A 17,027-nucleotide genomic window follows, 5' to 3' on the forward strand; every position below is an offset into this window, starting at 1 on the left:
AAATGAAGAATAAGATCCGATACGGAATTTCGTGCAGTATAATCCTGGGTGGAATACTCTTCTCTGGCTGCCGGGCAAAAGAGGAGGTTTTTCCCGTAGGGGAATTCCTTCCTGAAAGCGACCGCTTCTGGGAAGTGGTGCCCCGGGGGGCCGTGGTGGAGCGCATTGGAATTAACTTTGAATTTACAGAAGGACCTGCCTGGCACCCCGGCGGATTCCTGGTATTCTCGGATATTCCCGGAAACACCATCTATCAGTGGACCGGCAAAAAGTTCCTGGTCTACCGGGACTCGTCCAATCAGGCCAATGGCCTGCTTTTTATGACCGGGGGTGACCTGCTGGCCTGTGAGCACGGGTCGAGGAGCATCACCCGTTACTCACCCTCCGGAAAGTTAAGCACCCTGGTGGATTCTTACCAGGGTAAGAGACTGAACAGCCCCAATGATCTTTGCCGTTCATTATCCGGATCCATCTATTTCACCGATCCGCCCTGGGGGCTGGCCGGGCTGAACGATGATCCGGAGAAGGAGATCGGCTTTAACGGGGTCTACCGGTGGAAGAATGGGGCCATGACCCTGATCGACAGCACGCTCTCATGGCCCAATGGCATTGCCCTTTCGCCCGGTGAAAACTATCTCTATGTGGCGAATATGGAGATCCTCCGGGAGCATGGAGAGGAGCATTACGATGTGTTCTGGATGCGATACACGCTGAATGAAAATGGGGATGCGGCCGACAGGAAGATCTTTTTCAGGGCTACCGATACCACCCTTCCGGGCGGACCGGACGGGATGACCGTGGATAGTGAGGGAAATCTCTTTGTTTCCGGTCCGGGCGGGATCCTGGTCCTGGATAGTTCAGGGACCCATCTGGGAACCCTATCCCTGCCGGTCCCGGCCACCAACCTGTGCTTTGGGCCCAGGGAGAAAGAGCTTTTTATTACGGCCAGGTCCACCGTATACCGGGTAAAGATGGAGTAAGAGATGTACCGGCCTTCCAATCATATCATGGTCATATTCGGGGCTTCTGGCGATCTCACCAGGAGGAAACTGATTCCGGCCCTGGGGGAGCTTCAGAAGCTCGGACTTCTGCCTTTGAGCTTTGCTGTGCTGGGGGTGGGGAGAAGTAAATTTAATGATAAGAGCTTCCGGGAAATGATGTCCAATCACCTGGATGAGGCAGAGGGGATGATCCCGCTGCTTCATTATCATTCCATGGATTCCGAGTCGGAAGAGGATTTCACCGGCCTTGCAAAAAGACTGGAGCAGATGAGCGCGGAGCGAAACATGGAGCCCAGCTATCTGTTTTACCTGGCGACGCCTCCCTCGCTCTATGAGACCATACCCCGGCAGCTTTCCCTGGCCGGACTTACCAGGGAAAAAAAGGGGCAGTTCAGGAGGATAATTGTGGAGAAACCATTCGGAATGGACTATGAGTCGGCGGTCAGACTGAACAGGAAATTGCTTTCACACCTGAAGGAGCATCAGATCTACCGGATCGACCATTACCTGGGCAAGGAGACCGTGCAAAATGTGCTGGTAAGCCGTTTTTCGAATGGAATTTTTGAACCTCTCTGGAACCGCAACTATATTCACCATGTGGAGATAACTTCTGCGGAAAGCCTGGGGGTCGGAACCCGGGGAGGGTATTACGACCAGTCGGGAGCCCTGAGAGATATGCTTCAGAACCATCTGCTTCAGCTGGTGGGACTGGTGGCCATGGAGCCACCCACGATAATCAGTCCGGATGCAATCAGGAACGAAGTGCTGAAGGTTTTTCAATCCTTCCGGCCCCTCACCGCTGATGCCATGGCAGAGCAGGTGATCAGGGGGCAGTATCTGGCTTCTCATGTGAGAGGAGAAGCCATGAAGGGCTACAGGTCCGAGGAGGAAGTGCCGGAAGAGAGCCGGACAGAAAGCTTTGTGGCCATGAAGTTGTACATCGATAACTGGCGCTGGGGCGGTGTGCCCTTCTATATCCGAACGGGCAAGAGGCTTCCCACCAAGGTAACGGAAATCGTGGTCCATTTCAAACCATCGCCCCACCGGCTCTTTGCAGATCATGAGGGGGTGACTGCCGATGGAAACCAGCTGGTGATCAGGATTCAGCCCGACGAAGGGATCCTGCTGAAATTCGGGATGAAAGTACAGGGGGCCGGCTTCAAGGTGCAGGATGCCAATCTGGATTTTCATTATAAGAATCTGAGCGACAGCAGGATCCCTGAGGCATATCAGCGTTTGCTGCTGGATTGTATGCAGGGCGACAGCACCCTGTATACCCGTGGTGATGCCGTGGAGGCAGCCTGGCGTTTTTTGGATCCGGTTCTGGCTGCCTGGAAGGACGACAAAAGCATTCCCCTTTATGGCTATCCCTGCGGAACCTGGGGACCGGAGGAGGCCGACGGGATGTTTAAGGAAGAGGGATACACCTGGCGTTATCCCTGTAAAAACCTGGCCGAAGACGGCCAATATTGTCAATTATAATGGAAAGAAAGAGTAACTACATCTACCCCGATCAGGATACCCTGATAGCTGCCTTTGTTTGCGAATTCTTACGCTACATCGAGGAGGAAACAGAGGAGGGAAAGCATTTGCATATTGCCCTTTCGGGCGGTTCAACACCGCTGGCCATTTTCAAACAGCTGGCGGAACAAAGCAAGCAGGAAGACTGGTCGCATGTGAGCCTGTACTGGGGGGATGAGCGTTGTGTCCCTCCGGATCATCCGGAAAGCAATTATGGCCGGGCCCGGGAGGCCCTGCTGGAAGCACTGGACCTGGATCAGGACCGGATTCACCGGATCCGGGGTGAGGAGCCACCCCCGGCAGAGGCTGAACGCTACGGACAGGAGCTGCTTAAGTTCCTGCCGAACGAAAACGGATTCCCGGTATTTGACTGGATCTGGCTGGGGCTGGGAATGGATGGACATACCGCTTCCATCTTTCCCCAGCAGATTGAGTTATGGACGGCCGGATCGCCCTGCATCGTTTCCAGTCACCCCGAAACGGACCAGCCCAGGATCTCCCTGACGGGGGGGGTGATCAATGTAGCCAGGCGCGTATCTTTTATTGCTTCCGGGAGTGAGAAAGCATCCGTAATCAGGGATATTTTCCGGAAAGAGGGCCGCTATGCGGAGTACCCGGCCTTTTACGTCAATCCTCCTGGAGGCGACCTGGAATGGTTTCTGGATCAGGAGGCCTCCAGGCTTTTGTAATCATGGACCATCTGTTTACTATTGAATATGCCAGGCAACTGGACAGGGAGGATCCGCTGGCCCGCTTCAGGCAGGAGTTTGTGATCGGGGATCCCTCGGTCGTCTATCTCGATGGAAATTCCCTCGGCCGCCTGCCTGAGCTAACGGTGGAGTATATGGATAAGGCCATCAGGGAGCAGTGGGGAGAGCGGCTTATCAGAAGCTGGAACGAGGGATGGTATAATCAGCCGGTCCGCCTGGGTAAAAAGTTGGCACAGCTCATCGGCGCTCACCCCGATGAGGTGATAATCTCGGACTCCACCTCGGTCAATCTCTATAAACTGGCCTACGGCGCATTAAAAGCCAGGGAAGGGAAAACGGAAATTATCTCCGACGATATGAACTTTCCCTCCGACCTTTATATTCTGCAGGGTCTGGTCAGGCAGTTTGGCGACCGGCATACCCTGAGGCTGCTGAAGTCGCCGGACGGGGTCCTTTCCGATATGACCGAGCTGGTGCGCCTGGTCAGCCATAGTACAGCCTTGGTGAGCCTTTCGCATGTGGCCTATAAGAGCGCCTATATGTATGATATGGAACGTGTGACCGAACTTGTCCATATGCATGGGGCCCTGGTCCTCTGGGATCTGAGTCATTCGGTGGGAGCGGTTCCCTTGAACCTGAACAGGGCCGCAGCCGATCTGGCCGTGGGATGCACCTATAAGTATTTAAACGGGGGTCCTGGTTCCCCGGCCTTTCTCTATGTGAAAAGGGAGCTGCAGGAGCAACTGGAGAACCCCATTCAGGGCTGGTTCGGGGAACAAAATCCCTTTGATTTTCATCTCTACTACCGGAAGTCCGTGGGGATCAGAAAGTTCCTGGCCGGAACTCCGCCTGTGATCTCCATTTCAGGCCTGGAGCCTGCCCTGGATATGATTCTGGAAGCCGGCATTTTCCACATCCGGCAAAAGAGTATGGCGCAGAGTGAATACCTGCTCACCCTGGCAAAAAAGTGCTTGCTGGGTGAAGGGCTGCGAATGGGATCGCCCGAACTCAGTGAAAAGAGAGGCTCACATGTCTCACTGAAACATGCCGAGGCTTATCGCATCTGCAAAGCACTGGCAGATCCGGAGCTTGGAGACGGGGTGGTGATTCCGGATTTCCGGGAACCAAACAATATTAGACTGGGAATCAGTCCGTTATACAATTCGTACGAGGATATATTCCGGGCCATTACGCAAATGAAAGAGATCATCACCGGCAAATTGTATGAAAACTACCCCCTGAGCAGGGACCAGGTGACCTGAGTTCTGTTCAGATGGTGGCCGGGATTCAGATGGTGGCCAGGATCTTTTTCAGGTTCAGCACGCTTTGCTCGGCAAAGTTCATCGCTTCTTCAGGGAAGTCACTTTCAATGACCAGGTGATCGATGCCGGTATCGTCCAGGTTCCTGATAATGGATTGAAAGTCGATCACTCCTTCTCCTATGATGGCCTGGTTTTTCATTAGCTGCATAAGCGTCTCCATGTTCCGGGAGGGATCGAAAGTCGTGTAAGCCTTGTCCATTTTCCGGGCCATCTCCTTAATATGAAGGAGTTTGACGCGTCCCGGATACTGCTTTACCAATTTCACTACATCCACTCCAGCTACCGCGGCCCAGAAAAGATCCAGCTCAAAGGTCACCAGCTCCGGATCGGTTTCATTTACCAGGATATCGAAAGCCGTGATTCCATGAAGATCTGCAAACTCCCCGTTGTGGGTGTGATACCCATATTGAATCCCTCCGTCCCTGCACTTCTCCCCAAAGCGATTGTAGAGTTCGGCCGCCGCTTTGAATTCATCTGCCGATTGTCCATGGAACGCGGGACTCAGGATATACTTCTGACCAATGATATTGGCCGCTTCGATGGCCTCATTCATATTATGTTTCAGAGAATTGTCGGAGATATGCGCAGAACAGGAAACCAGGCCCAGGTCATCCAGCATCAGGCGGATCTCTTTGGGAGTATGCCCGTGATACCCGTAGCCACTCAGGCCCATAACTGATACCAGCGGGTTGCTTTTAAGTTCCTCTTCGGGACTGAAATAGTAGGGTCCGGCAAATTCAAGATTTTTGTAGCCAAATTGTGCCAGCTTCCTGATGGTTCCGGTAAAATCATCGGAAAGGGGTTTGGCCAGGGTGTAGAGCTGAATGCCAATATCCCTGAAAATAGCAGCTCTGCGGGAGATAAATCCCGAATGGAGCAGGGAGACTCCCGCAGCAGCTGCAGCACTTTCAATAAGGAAGGTGCGTCTTTTCATTTCCGATCTTATTCTGACTTCCTGTTCATCTTCATGGGGAATTCACCACCCTGAACGAAGAGAAAGCCAGAGTAATTATCTCCTTCAAAGGTGCCTTCCAGCTCAATGAAATTGCCTTCCACATCCACTTCGGCTTTCAAAACTCCTGCCTCGATGGCAATCTTTTCAAGAACCACTTCTCCCATGGGATTGACCAGCTTTCCCTTCAGAACCCCCTCCTCCTTCGAAATCACAAAGGTTCCGTCAATATCTACCGGAAGCTCTTCGACCACATATTCCCAGTTTCCCAGGTAGGCGGCATGAGGATCTTTGGGAACTTTCGTCGAAGCGCAGGAGGAGAAGGCGAGCACGATGGAAAGCAGCAGAACGAAATTTCTAACAGCGTTGTTTTTCATAGTCTTATTTGTTTAGTTTATTTAATGTGTTGAATATACACAATAAATCTTATTCAAAGCAAGTGTTTTTCCAAAATTCGCCGGTCCTCCCGGATCAGCAGCAGGGGGCAGCCTTTCTCATATGAATGGTACTATTTCCGGCTTTATCCGTTTTCAGATTAGGAATATTAAAGATAAAAAAGCTATTTTAGATGCGAATCCTTTTTGTAATGAATCCGCACACCGAGACCCTTGTTCAGGAGCTTGAGGAAAGATCGGTCCCACTGAAAGCAGACTGGTGGAACAGGTATATGAAAGGGGAGATCCGCTTTGTGGGAACAAGCATTCCGGAAATCAGGAAACTTCTTCTGGAGAAAAACAGCAGGGAGAAGCTGGATCAGCTCCCCATGAATCAGCAGGTCAGCATGGTTAACGCTTTGATGCGCAGCCAGCTGGGCGAGCATAAACTGGCGGCAATCCTCTATATCCAGCTCTTCTGGCTGGGAAAGCAAAAGAACTCCTTTCTCCTGAGCCTGATCTCCGACTGGTTTGATGAAAGATATATCCATGACTGGAATACCACCGACTGGCTTAGTTTAAAGGTGCTGACCTGTTTGATTGACTCAGGCGATGAACAGGTCATCTGGACCCTGAAGAGATGGAACCGGGATCCCTATCTCTGGAAAGCCCGGGCCTCGCTGGTCCCTTTTTCTCAGGTAAAGAACCTTGGTGCTTATTCGAAAACCATCAAGCGTTTTGCCGATATTATGATCCGGCGGGAGGAGCGATTTGCTAAAACGGCTGTGGGATGGGTGATGCGCGAATACTCCAGGTTGGATGAGGCGTTTGTACTTGAGTTTTTTAGCAGCCACGTGAAACACACCACCTGGGAGGTGAAGAGAAATGCATTGAAGTATTACCGACAAAAGCTGAAGAAACCATGAGAGCTCCCTTCTGTACCTTGATTTTTATGTTCCTGACGCTCCTGTCATCCTGTAACTCCACGAACAAACCAAGTGGGGAGTTTAAGCTCCTTCCCCAACCCGAGATCGCAGAGTTTTACGGGAATAGTAAGCTGTATCCGGATTCGATTAAATTCTACCGGCTGGCTAACGCCATCGCTCTCCCCGTTCCCAGGGACTATGTGATTGGGATGGAGGAGACCGTTAAAATCTCCGATCCACAAATTGTGTTCCAGGAGGATAATTCCGTGGTGATGGGAGACGAAGGGTATATGCTGGATATCTTCAAGGACCGGATTATCATCGTCGGTAGTAAGAAAGCAGGGCGCTTTTATGGATATATGACCCTGCTGCAGTTGATGGACGATGCCAGGGAACAGGGGGTCCCGCTGCCCCTCTGCCATATCGAAGACACTCCCCAATTATTTTACCGGGCCATCCATCTGGATATGAAGCACCATATGGAAAAAAAAGAATATTACTACGAGTTGATGGATCAGCTGGCCCGTTACAAAATCAACGCGGTCATTGCTGAGGTGGAAGATAAGATGGGGTACAAGCGCCAGCCCCTGGTGGCCTCCGCCGATGCCCTGAGCATGAAGGAGTGGAAGAAACTGAGCAAATATGCCAGGGACCGTTTTATTGAGATTAGTCCTCTCGTGCAGGGACTGGGCCACGCCTCCTATATTCTGAAGCATGACAAGTACAGGTTTTTACGCGATGATCCCCAAAGCGACTGGGCTTTCAATCCCCTGCTTCCGGAGACTTATGAAGTGCAGTTTGATCTTTACCGGGATGCCCTGGAGGCCCTGCCGCATGGCGACTACCTGCATGTGGGAGGTGATGAGGTACATACCACTGGCAGAGGAAGTGGTAAATCGGAACTGGAACTGCAGCTGACCTGGTTAAATAAAGTCGTCCAGTTTGCACAGGAAAATGGCCGTATTCCCATTTTCTGGGACGATATGCCCCTGAAATATGCAGATCTTTACAGTCCCATGTTCAACACGTCTTATTCCCGCAACGAGGTGGACAGGATGTGGAGGAAGAACGAGCATATCCTGGAAGACTACCTGGATATGTTTCCCAGGAATTGTATCTACATGCGCTGGAACTACAGTCATCCTCAGGCGGAGGGGAATATCAAGGCCATGGAATGGTTTACTGAAAACGATCTGGAGGTGATGGGCGCAACGGCCGGACAGACACGCTGGAAGCTGATGCCCCGGAATGAGAGTAATATGGAAAATATCCGGTCCTTTGCCAGTACGGCCATTGAAATGAAAGAGCTTAGTCCTCTGGAATATACTACCGAAGAGAGTGAGATTGCAGATATTGGGGTCGATGGGCTTTTACTGACCCTCTGGGATGATGATTCGCCGCATTTTGAGCTCTACTGGAGGGGTATTGCCTTTTTTGCCGAGTATTCCTGGACGGGCGAGCAGAGAAGTAAGGAGGAGATCAAAGCCGCCTACCGGCACCGGGCCTATGGCAGTGCCCTGGCCGGTGAGGAATTTGCCTTTGTGGAGCTTCTGGAAGAAGCGGTGGCCTGGTGGGATGCGGCTCTTTTGAAATCAGACAACCGCAACAAGCTCCGTAATCTGGATGATCCGCTTGAGGCGGTCATTGATCTGCCTTTCTCGGGTGATAAAAGCGATTGGACCAGCTCATATTCCATGAAGCTTCAGAATGCGGCAATGGCCCTGAGGAATTGCAACAGGGTGGCTGCTATCCTGGACAGCATGAAAAACGTGGCTGTACGCAATAATTACCGGCTGGAAGTGTATGAACAGGTAAATAACCTGGTGCGATTTTCCGGAAATGCCCTGTTTGACCTGCAGGCCTATGCCATCGCCGAGCCCGGGCGGGAGGAACAGGAGGCCATAACAACTCTTCAGGAGTATCCGGATAAGTTTAAAACCCTTCGGGAAAATCTGGAAGAGGTCTATGGACGGACCCGCATCCTCCATAAGCCCGAAGGTTACCTGCTGGATCAGGATCATCACCTGCACCTGGCCAACCAGAGCATCAATTTTGACTGGCAATTCTGGGCTGAGATCTATTTTCTGGAAAAACTGGAATCTCAGATTAATAATCTGCCAAAATAAGAGAATCCTCTGGTTCTTTAATCTGCGGCGACCTGGAGTATCAATGACTGAAGAGGCTCCAGATCGATCCTGGTTTCGGCACTTTGCCCGGACACAAGCAGTTCAAATTTCTGATCCGACAACTGGTCCTTCAGGATATAGTTCCCGTCCCCCAGGTTCCATTCGGAAAGGATCTCCCCGGGCAGCCTGAGTTTAAAACCAAAAGAGCTGTCCGCATCAAAATTGGCGACGATGATCAGGCGCTCTTCCTCCTTCCAGCGTACATAAGAGAATACGCGATCGTTGTACCAAGGGGTATGCTTCCGGTTATAGCGGTGGATCTCCCTGTATTTACCTGTGAGAGCCTGGCTGTTTTTGGTGAAGTTCAGCAGAGTGCCATAAAACTCATTTAGTTTGCTTTCTTTTTCTGAAAGGGGCGCCCCGTCAAATTTCCCATGGTTCATCCAGCGCTGGTGGTGGGGTACCCCCATATAGTCGTAGATCGAGGTGCGTGAGGGAGCCCCAAATCCGGGTTCCTCAACGCCAGGTTCGCCCACATGCTGACCAAAGTAGAGCATGGTGGGGGAACTGCCGATAGTGGCTGAAACGACCATGGCGGGCATTCCTTTCAGGGCATCTCCTGCAAATTCAGGACTGGCAATGCGCTGCTCGTCATGGTTTTCCAGGAAATGCAGCATGTGGTACTCAATGTCGGCCAGGTCCTCCTGGATCTGGACGATGGCGTCGGTACTTCCGTGCCCCTGCATGATGCTTTTCAGGCTGTCGTATAGCTGCACCTTGTCATACAGAAAGTCCATTTTTCCTTTTCCGATATAATCCCGGTAGATATGCGGCTGGTAGATTTCGGCCAGCAGGAAAGCTTCGGGATGGGTGATTTTGATGGCACTGTTCAAATAACTCCAGAACTCCACCGGAACCATTTCGGCCATGTCATAACGGAATCCGTCCACCCCTTTATCCAGCCAGTAGAGTGCAATAGCCCTGAATTTCTTCCAGGAGTCGGGGACCTGCTTATCTTTCCAGAAGTCGTGATGAACCTGGCAGGATTCATGTTCATAGCCGGCAGGAAGAGCCTCGAAATCGTGTTTCCCTTCGGGGTCCACCCCGAAATTGATCTTCACCGCTTCGTACCAGTCGTTCATATCCGGCTGGGGACTTCGAGATCCGTTGCCGGTCCATCTGGCCGGATCTTCCTTGAAATAAGTGTCGGCCCGGGGGTGATCCTCTCCTCCCAGCACCCGGTAGCCCTCCCTCCACTGGGGTACCCTGAAAGGCTGACCGGGGATATAGTAGAAGTTGTTGTCCCTGAGATACTCCCTGGAGCGGTCGTCCGATGCTCCAAAGTCCTCCTCCCTCTCCGGATTCGACACCGAGTGATAAACCCGGGCCACATGGTTGGGTACAATATCGATAATGACCTTCATCTCGTGATTGTGGGTGCGCTCAATCAGGGCTTCGAACTCTTCCAGACGCTTAGCCGGGTCTGTGGCCAGGTCCGGATTTACATTGTAATAATCCTTTACCGAATAGGGGGAGCCGGCCCGCCCTTTCACCACATCGGGGTCATCGCCCGGGAGTCCATAGGCACTGTAATCGGTGACCATGGCATGATGGAGCACCCCGGTATACCAGATATGGGTAATTCCCAGGCTCTTAATGGCTTCCAGTGCTTCATCACTAAAGTCATTGAATTTTCCCACCCCGTTCTCCTCCAGGGTTCCCCAGGCTTTGTTGCTGGTATTGGTATTTCCGAACAGTCGTGTAAATACCTGGTAAACATTAATCTTCATTGCTTCTTCTTTAGGGCCGGGGGGAGGACTGTCCGGGGCGGTGCAGCCGGCGAGCAGGATTCCCAGTGCCATCCCGGTTAGTATATTTCCTTTCATTCGTTCTGTTTATCCAGGTGATAGCTCTTCTTCAGCGCTTTTCCACGGAAGACAAGTCCCGCGCAGGCTGTAAGTATGGCCACGGTGACCAGGATGATAGCCAGCCTTCCCCAGTCTTCTCCAAGGGATCTGCGGATTTCTATATATCCGAACATGGCACGGATCCATTCCGCTGCTCCAAGCAAGAGTAAGAGCTGAATGCTTCTGGCCACCCAGGCCCGTTTTATCAGGAGCAAAAAGGGAAGGAACAGGCTGACGAAAACCAGTGGAAACAGGTTGGATCTGGAGAAATGGGCCGCCAGCAATCCAAAGGCTAAAATGACGGGGAGCACTCTGACAAAGTTCATGATATGGAGCCGGAAGTTCTGGTTTTTCATTATCTGAGTGATTTAGCTTCGATGTATCTCTGGTTTTTCCGGAATCATGGCTTAAATTTAAGGGTTTTAATCAGAATATAATCAGTGAAAGAGATCAACATTGCCACCGCACAGTTTCAAACCAGGAACGGGGATAAGAACTATAACCTCTCGCGCATCGAAGTGCTTACTGCAGAAGCAGCTGCTCAGGGAGCCAGGATGGTCAGTTTCCATGAATTATGCATCACCTCTTATACTTTTCTCAGCAGACTTTCCAGGGATCAGATCATGGATCTGGCCGAGGAGGTCCCTTCGGGGGAGAGTGTACAGGAGCTGATCCGTATCGCAGAAAAATACCAGGTAGCCCTGCTGGCAGGTCTGGTGGAGAAGGAGGGGGACCGTTTGTATAATACCTATGTCTGTGTGACCGGGGAGGGCTTTGTCGCAAAATACAGGAAACTGCATCCCTTTATCAGCCAGCATCTTTCCGCCGGAAATGAGTATGTGGTTTTTGACCTGTTCGGCTGCCGGTGCGGAATCCTGATTTGTTATGATAACAATGTGATAGAGAATGTCAGGGCCACCACCCTGCTGGGCGCCGAGATCATTTTTATGCCGCACGTGACCGGGTGTACCCCGTCTCCCATGCCCGGAAGGGGATGGGTGGACCGGAAATTCTGGGATGAGCGGGAAAAAGACCCGGGTGCCCTGAGGGCAGAGTTTGAGGGCCCCAAGGGGAGGGGCTGGCTCCTGCACTGGCTCCCGGCCCGGGCCTACGACAACGGGATCTATGCCATATTCTCAAATCCCATCGGTCCCGACGATGACCAGCTGAAAAACGGCAATTCCATGATCCTGGACCCTTACGGGGAGATCCTGGCCGAGTGCCGCTCCATGGGCGATGAGGTGGTGGTGGCTGCCTGCACCCCCGATAAGCTGGAGCTGGCTGGAGGTCATCGTTATAAACAAGCCAGAAGGCCCGAATTATATAAGGATATACTGGGCGCTGGCCATGATGCTTCCCTGCAGGTTGAGTGGATGAAAACCGGCGGAGAAAAAAGAATCTCTTAGCGTTTAGACGAACAGACTGGCGAGCATTGTAAAGGCCAGTCCGCATACAGCGATAATGGATTCCATAACGGTCCAGGACCTGAGTGTCTGGCTTTCATTCATGCCAAAATATTTACTCACCAGCCAGAAGCCACTGTCGTTTACATGGGAAAGCAGGGTAGCCCCCGATGCAATGGAAATCACGATCAGGGCCAGTTCAGGAGCTCCGGGATTCAGGAAGCTCAGCACCGGGGCCATAATACCCGCGGCAGTGATCATGGCCACTGTGGCCGATCCCTGGGTAACTCTTACTATAGCAGCCAGAATCCAGGCCAGGAGAATGGGAGGCAATGCAGAATCTGAAATGGACTGGGCCATCATTTCTCCTATCCCGCTATCCACCAGGATTTGCTTAAGAACTCCTCCGGCGCCTGTCACCAGGATGATGATTCCGGCAGGTCCCAGTGCCTTGTTGCTGAGATCGAGCAGTTCCTGCTTCGATTTTCCTCTCCGGATCCCCAGGAAATAAACAGCCAGCAAGGCAGCAATAATCAATGCGCTGAAGGGGTGACCCAGGAAGATCATGATATCAGTCACCAGATTCTTTGCAAATACTCCCTTATCAACCAGAACTGACGTAAAGGTATTTACGAGGATCAGGAAAAGCGGCACGGCTATTAACAGGGCAATGGACCGGAAAGAGGGCAGCAAAGAGGGGTCAGTCTTACCGGAGGGATGGTGCACCATCATGTCCTCAGGCGGTTGAATATTGATTTTGCCGGAGATATATTTGCCAAAGACCGGACCCGCGATGATGGCGGTGGGGATGCCCAGGAGGAAACCAAAGAAGATAACCCACCCCAGCTGTGCATCCAGGATATCTGCCACAGCGATGGGTCCCGGTGTCGGAGGCATAAAGCTGTGAGTGACAGCCAGGCCGGCGAGCAGCGGAATCCCATAATAGAGGAGGGATTTTTTAGTATCCCTCGACAGGGCGTAGATAATGGGAGCCAGGATAACCAGTCCCACGTCCAGGAATACCGGGATGGCCACAATAAAACCCGTGAGAACCATGGCCCAGGATGCCCGGTCAGTGCCGAACTTCTTCACCAGAAAGTGAGCCAGGGATTCGGCTCCTCCTGAACTTTCAAGAATTTGTCCGAAAATAGCCCCCAATCCCACGACAACTGCGACAAAACCAAGGGTTCCACCCATTCCTTCCTGGATGCTTACCAGAATGTCTTTCAGGGGCATCCCGGAGAGAATACCGACAAACATGGAAGTGATCAGGAGGGAGATAAAGGCAGAGATCTTGAATTTCAGAACCATCAACAGGAGCAGAGTGACCGCTGCAACGACTAAAATGATGATATGTGGAGTTGACATGAGCAGATTATTTTAGGGCGCCGTTAAGAGCCGGTTCCATCTTCCGGGAAGCTCCTTTTAGAAAACATCAGGGGCAAACATATTGAATTTTCCATCAATTCGAAAACGGGAAAGGTTGCATCTCCATATTCTCCCTGAGAGTTTTTTCATTCTCCGGACCCCAGTAGGAGCAGTCCAGTTGAAGGAACACGGAGGTATAGGGGAGCGTACAATTGGTCTTGACCACCAGAACCCTGAACAGGGAGGAACTTTCGTCCAGCATCTTAAATGCCTCCTCGTGAAGCAGGGTGTTGACCGGACGTTCATCCAGAAGCTTCGCTGCTGAGGTCCGGAAGTCTGCGATGCCCGCCACCTGTTCTTCGGTGATGAAAGCGAGTTCCTGATCCTGGTAAATGATGGCTTTCACATGGGTGCTTTCATCTATCTCCTGCAGGACATGTTCCAGGGTGGGAAGCAGATCCTGTTCCACATAGAGGTATTTCATACCGGGTGAGGATTGTTCCGGAAAGGCTTTATCCACCACCAGGATCCAGTTACGGTGGCCAAGCAGGTTCAGGTCCTCTTCCAGTACCTGCGTCCAAGTTGTGTCTGATTGTTCGGGCGGCTGGCCCGGATTTTTGCAGGAGAGAAGCAGCCCGGATAACAATCCGGTTAAAAGCAGGATTCGGAGGGCGAAATTCATCTTAAAAAGTTTGAGTTGTTCAAATATACCGAAAATGATTTCTTCGGATCAATTAAGAAAAGATATTCCTAACTTAGAGCTTGATCAATTGACTCTGACGAACCTGACTTATGAAGTTGTGCAGTTTTCATCTTATCTGGCTCCTTTTTCTGACCCTCTTTTCATGCTCGGGACCAACGCAATCAGCCCTGAAGCCCAATGTCGTATTCATCCTTGTGGACGATCTGGGATGGGCCGACCTTGGATGCTACGGAAGCACCTTTCATGAAACCCCCAACATAGACCGGCTGGCCGCGGAATCCATGCGGTTCACCAGTGCCTATGCAGCCTGTCCGGTCTGTTCTCCTACCCGGGCCAGTATAATGACCGGGAAATATCCGGCCAGGATTGGTGTGACCGACTGGATTACAGGCCGGCAAAGCTATAGTGCCGGGTTGCCCTGCGATATGTTGCTTTCCCGGGCTTTTGAACATGAAGTAAAACTGGAGGAAATTACCCTTGCCGAAGCCATGAAGCAGGCGGGATACCGGACCTTTTTTGCAGGCAAGTGGCACCTGGGTGAGGATTCTGTTTACTGGCCGGAACACCAGGGATTTGAAATCAATAAAGGGGGTTGGAGCGTTGGGTCCCCCAGAGGGGGCTATTTCAGCCCCTATATCAATCCCAGGCTGGAGAGCGGCCCGGAAGGGGAGTGCCTCACGGACAGGCTCACCGATGAATCGATCCGGTTTATGGAGGATCATGCTTCCGAACCTTTCTTTCTTTATCTCTCCTATTATACGGTTCATAATCCACAGCAAGGGAAGCCCGCACTTATTGAAAAGTATAAGAAAAAGATAATATCCGAAGGTCTGAATCCTGATGCCATGGAGACCACGGACAGGGAATGGATCAGGTATGCACCTCCGGATGGCAGGTTCGTGGAGCGGGTGCAACAGGGACACCCCGCCTACGCAGCCATGATTGAGACCCTGGATACCAATGTGGGCAGATTGCTGAAGAAACTGGAAGAGCTGGAGCTGGATAAAAACACCATTGTATTCTTTATGTCCGATAACGGCGGACTTTCGACCGCGGAGGGTTCTCCCACCTCCAATTCTCCCCTCAGGGCCGGGAAGGGCTGGATGTATGAAGGAGGAATACGGGAGCCCATGTTTATCAGGTGGCCCGGTACCGGTTCGCAGGGAACCCTGTCGGATGTTCCGGTCACCAGCACAGACTTTTATCCCACGATCCTGGAAATGGCCGGTTTAGAACTGATGCCTGCCCAGCATATGGACGGGCTAAGTCTGGTCCCGCTTTTTACATGGAAAGGCGGACTGGCGGAACGACCCCTTTTCTGGCATTATCCGCACTACAGCAATCAGGGCGGGAAACCGGCAGCCGCTGTTCGCCTGGGCGACTACAAACTCATTGAGTTTTTCGATCCGGGCCTGGTGGAGCTTTACCACCTGGCCGGCGATCCGGGAGAGGCCAGGAACCTGGCAAAGGAGATGCCGGAGAAAGCCGGGGAGCTGCTTCAGCTTCTCCACTCCTGGCAAAAGGAGGTGGGAGCCGGGGGCATGGACCCCAATCCTGATTATGATCCGGCTTACTTAAGAGAAAATTATCTGAATAAACCCTAATTCATAAACTTCCCATGAGAATAAGCTGTCTAATTTCTTTATCAACAGTACTTGTAGTATTAAGCTCCTGCAAAAGTCCTTCCGGGGAGACAAAAGAACTTACCCTGGAACAAATCGGCCGGCAGCTGGAGCTGCTGGATCAGAACATCCAGAGGGCGCAGTCTGAGGCTGCACTGACCGGAGAATCCCAGTGGAAGGAGAAAGCCCTTAAATATACCGCTGAACTGGAAGAGCAGCAGTTTAATGGTTCCAATCACGATGTGGGCTTCAGGATGTTCTGCAGTTACGGGAATGCGCTCCGCCTGACGGGAGATACCTCTTTTATCCCGGTGCTGGAACAGTCGGCAAAGACCCTGATCGGCCGCTTCTATGAGAATGTGGGGTGTATCCGGTCGTGGGATTTTAACCAGGAGAACTGGCAGTGTCCCGTGATCATTGACAATATGATGAACCTGGAGCTGCTTTTCTGGGCATCCGGGCAGAGTGGTGATCCGGTGTACCGGGACATGGCCATCCGTCATGCGCTTACCACCATGGAAAACCATTTCCGTCCCGATAACAGTTCTGTTCATGTGGTCGATTACGACACCCTTACGGGAGCGGTGCGACAAAAGAACACGCACCAGGGTTATTCCGACCAGTCGGCCTGGTCCAGGGGCCAGGCCTGGGGACTCTATGGCTATACCATGACCTACCGGCTGACGGATCATATCGAGTTCCTGAAGCAGGCAGAACGCATTGCCGGTTTTCTGCTCGGGCATCCCCGCATGCCGGACGACCTGGTCCCTTACTGGGATTATGATGCCCCGGGGATCCCTGAAGAACCCAGGGATGTATCGGCCGCGGCCATCATGGCGTCTGCCCTGTACGAATTATGCAGGTATTCGGAAAAAGGGGCCTACTACAAGGAGCAGGCAGACAGGATCATGGAGAGCCTGGGAACCACCTATGCTTCAAAGCCGGGTGAGAATTACGGATTTATACTCGGGCATTCGGTGGGTTCGAAACCTGCCGCTTCGGAGGTGGATGTCCCTTTGAACTATGCCGACTACTATTACCTGGAGGCGCTGCTCCGGAAAAAGAATCTGGATAAAGGAGAGTAGGATGTGT

The 17,027-nt window shown here is 52.0% G+C and carries 15 protein-coding genes; 9 read left to right on the forward strand and 6 right to left on the reverse strand.

Features of this window, described 5'->3' with window-relative positions:
- Positions 1-2 precede the first annotated feature (2 nt).
- From P1P86_02480 to kynU, 4 genes are read left to right on the forward strand one after another with little or no spacing between them, the layout of a single operon-like run.
- The gene (locus tag P1P86_02480) at positions 3-980 is read left to right on the forward strand and encodes an SMP-30/gluconolactonase/LRE family protein (protein MDF1574042.1); all 978 of its coding nucleotides are present in this window, start codon (positions 3-5) and stop codon (positions 978-980) included.
- A 3-nt stretch (positions 981-983) separates the two neighbouring features.
- On the forward strand, positions 984-2,483 hold the full coding sequence (zwf, locus tag P1P86_02485) for a glucose-6-phosphate dehydrogenase (protein MDF1574043.1): 1,500 nt from the start codon (positions 984-986) through the stop codon (positions 2,481-2,483).
- Entirely contained in the window at positions 2,483-3,211 is a 729-nt protein-coding gene (pgl, locus tag P1P86_02490) for a 6-phosphogluconolactonase (GenBank protein ID MDF1574044.1), read from the forward strand. Before zwf ends, pgl begins: the two co-directional genes overlap by 1 nt.
- 2 nt (positions 3,212-3,213) lie before the next feature.
- A complete protein-coding gene (gene kynU / locus P1P86_02495) occupies positions 3,214-4,494 on the forward strand; it encodes a kynureninase (GenBank protein ID MDF1574045.1) in 1,281 nt (426 codons plus the stop codon).
- A 25-nt stretch (positions 4,495-4,519) separates the two neighbouring features.
- On the opposite strand, the gene P1P86_02500 is transcribed toward kynU, so the two are convergent.
- Both P1P86_02500 and P1P86_02505 read right to left on the reverse strand, forming a co-directional pair.
- A complete protein-coding gene (locus P1P86_02500; GenBank protein ID MDF1574046.1) occupies positions 4,520-5,488 on the reverse strand; it encodes a sugar phosphate isomerase/epimerase in 969 nt (322 codons plus the stop codon).
- An 8-nt stretch (positions 5,489-5,496) separates the two neighbouring features.
- Positions 5,497-5,883, reverse strand: a complete 387-nt coding sequence (locus P1P86_02505) for a hypothetical protein (protein MDF1574047.1) — start codon at positions 5,881-5,883, stop codon at positions 5,497-5,499.
- Between the two features lie 191 nt (positions 5,884-6,074).
- On the opposite strand from P1P86_02505, the gene P1P86_02510 reads away from it, so the two are divergent.
- Together P1P86_02510 and P1P86_02515 are read left to right on the forward strand one after the other, a co-directional pair.
- Positions 6,075-6,806, forward strand: coding sequence for a DNA alkylation repair protein (locus P1P86_02510; GenBank protein MDF1574048.1), 732 nt, complete (start codon positions 6,075-6,077; stop codon positions 6,804-6,806).
- Positions 6,803-8,932 carry a family 20 glycosylhydrolase gene (locus P1P86_02515; protein MDF1574049.1) on the forward strand — a complete coding sequence of 710 codons (2,130 nt, stop codon included), beginning with the start codon at positions 6,803-6,805 and terminating at the stop codon, positions 8,930-8,932. The genes P1P86_02510 and P1P86_02515 overlap by 4 nt, the downstream gene beginning before the upstream one ends.
- Before the next feature lie 17 nt (positions 8,933-8,949).
- Here P1P86_02515 and P1P86_02520 read toward each other — a convergent pair whose 3' ends face one another.
- The gene (locus tag P1P86_02520; protein MDF1574050.1) at positions 8,950-10,818 is read right to left on the reverse strand and encodes an alpha-amylase family protein; all 1,869 of its coding nucleotides are present in this window, start codon (positions 10,816-10,818) and stop codon (positions 8,950-8,952) included.
- Entirely contained in the window at positions 10,815-11,195 is a 381-nt protein-coding gene (locus P1P86_02525) for a hypothetical protein (GenBank protein ID MDF1574051.1), read from the reverse strand. Before P1P86_02525 ends, P1P86_02520 begins: the two co-directional genes overlap by 4 nt.
- An 84-nt stretch (positions 11,196-11,279) precedes the next feature.
- On the opposite strand from P1P86_02525, the gene P1P86_02530 reads away from it, so the two are divergent.
- Positions 11,280-12,245 (forward strand): nitrilase family protein, encoded by a 966-nt coding sequence (locus tag P1P86_02530; GenBank protein ID MDF1574052.1) that lies wholly within the window; start codon positions 11,280-11,282, stop codon positions 12,243-12,245.
- A gap of 3 nt (positions 12,246-12,248) precedes the next feature.
- Here the strand turns inward: P1P86_02530 and P1P86_02535 are convergent, their stop codons facing one another.
- Together P1P86_02535 and P1P86_02540 are read right to left on the reverse strand one after the other, a co-directional pair.
- Positions 12,249-13,610, reverse strand: coding sequence for a gluconate:H+ symporter (locus P1P86_02535; protein MDF1574053.1), 1,362 nt, complete (start codon positions 13,608-13,610; stop codon positions 12,249-12,251).
- Positions 13,611-13,704: 94 nt separating this feature from the next.
- Positions 13,705-14,292: an RbsD/FucU domain-containing protein gene (locus P1P86_02540; protein MDF1574054.1), complete on the reverse strand. Its 588-nt coding sequence runs from the start codon at positions 14,290-14,292 to the stop codon at positions 13,705-13,707.
- Between the two features lie 110 nt (positions 14,293-14,402).
- Between P1P86_02540 and P1P86_02545 the strand changes: the two genes are divergently transcribed.
- On the forward strand, positions 14,403-15,917 hold the full coding sequence (locus P1P86_02545) for a sulfatase (protein ID MDF1574055.1): 1,515 nt from the start codon (positions 14,403-14,405) through the stop codon (positions 15,915-15,917).
- 14 nt (positions 15,918-15,931) lie between these two features.
- Positions 15,932-17,020, forward strand: a complete 1,089-nt coding sequence (locus tag P1P86_02550) for a glycoside hydrolase family 88 protein (GenBank protein ID MDF1574056.1) — start codon at positions 15,932-15,934, stop codon at positions 17,018-17,020.
- Positions 17,021-17,027 lie beyond the last annotated feature (7 nt).

It is taken from the genome of Bacteroidales bacterium, from assembly GCA_029210725.1.
GTDB lineage: Bacteria > Bacteroidota > Bacteroidia > Bacteroidales.